Source organism: Ligilactobacillus equi DSM 15833 = JCM 10991 (assembly GCF_000615765.1).
Lineage (GTDB): Bacteria > Bacillota > Bacilli > Lactobacillales > Lactobacillaceae > Ligilactobacillus > Ligilactobacillus equi.
Map to the genome: position 1 here is coordinate 1 of NZ_BAMI01000125.1, position 1,292 is coordinate 1,292.

The following is a 1,292-nucleotide window of genomic DNA, read 5'->3' on the forward strand; positions in this document are numbered from 1 at the left end:
AAGGCAGTCCAAAATAACTTTGGGGTACCTTATGAAACTAATACCGTAACTAACAAGGTGTTAAGTTAGATCCTAAGAAAGACGTTATCAAGAACGCTGGTGATAGTGCTTCTATTAATGAAAAAGACGTTAAGTTAGGCGACTACATTGCTTACAAGTTAGTTTCTAAAGAATTACCTGAAAACCGGGCTACGATTGTTAAGAATTGGTTCTTAACTGATAACATTGACACTAAACACGATAGTGTTACTCGTCAATACCAAGTTATTGCTAACCAAGACTTCACAGCTGCTAATGGTTCTACGGTGAAGGCAAATGATGATATTTCTCGTTACTTTACTTTCGACTACAATGCAGATAAAGGTGTGCTTACAGTAACCCCTACTGCTGAATATGTAGCTTTAGCAAACTCACAAGCTAATAAGGCTCACAAGATGTCTTATACTGCATTTGTTCAAGTGCAACGTATTGCTTCTGGTTTTGTATACAATACTGTTACAGATACTTTGAACAATGATGCTGATAATTCAAACCAAGTTTGGACCTTTACTTACCAACCAGTTGATCCTGTTGGTAAGAAGAAAGTTACTGTTGGTACTGCTAAAGACCCTAATGGTAAGGACAATGAAGGTGCAAAAGTTGTTAAGGGAGAAACCTTATCATACACTCTTGAAGGTCAACCATTAGTTCAATACCATGAAACTATCAAAGACTTCCAAGTTGTAGATACTTTTGATGGCGATGTAACTTACAAAGGCTTTAAGGCATTCTTCAAGAACAATGATGGAACATTTACTGATGTTACTGAGATGTTCAATGAAGACATCAATGGTAAACAAGTAACCTACTCTGCTGAAGATGCTTTGGTTAAGATGATGAACTCCGACCAATACAATAAGGTTGCTTCATCAACTCCATTTATTGTTGCTTACGTTACAGTAGATCACGATGGTGCTTCTATCAAGAACACTTACGATGTCTTGCTTAATGGTAAGATTGCTGTATCTAACACAACTCACAATACTTCAGTTAAGGTTAACCCTACTAAGTCTGTCTTAGACCAAAAGAATGAAGATATCAACGGAACTAATGTTTTAGTTGGTGATACGTTGAAATACTCCATGACATGGGACTTATCAGACATGGCAGGTACTACCCTTTCATCAGAAACTTCTGGCCGTGAATTCTCCTTCTCAGATGATTTCGATGAAACTAAGGTAGACGTTGACAAAGACTTAATTACTGTTTTAGACGGTAAAGGTAACGACGTTACAAAACAATTTAATGTACAA

Annotated in this window: 1 protein-coding gene and 1 pseudogene; both read left to right on the forward strand. The window is 36.8% G+C overall.

Features of this window, described 5'->3' with window-relative positions; translation table 11 throughout:
- Positions 1 to 80: 80 nt before the first annotated feature.
- Positions 81 to 539: pseudogene (locus JCM10991_RS16295) on the forward strand (LPXTG cell wall anchor domain-containing protein); the annotation flags it as partial.
- A 336-nt stretch (positions 540 to 875) separates the two neighbouring features.
- On the forward strand, positions 876 to 1,292 hold a 417-nt coding region (locus JCM10991_RS16300; protein ID WP_369384750.1), incomplete at its 3' end, for an SspB-related isopeptide-forming adhesin.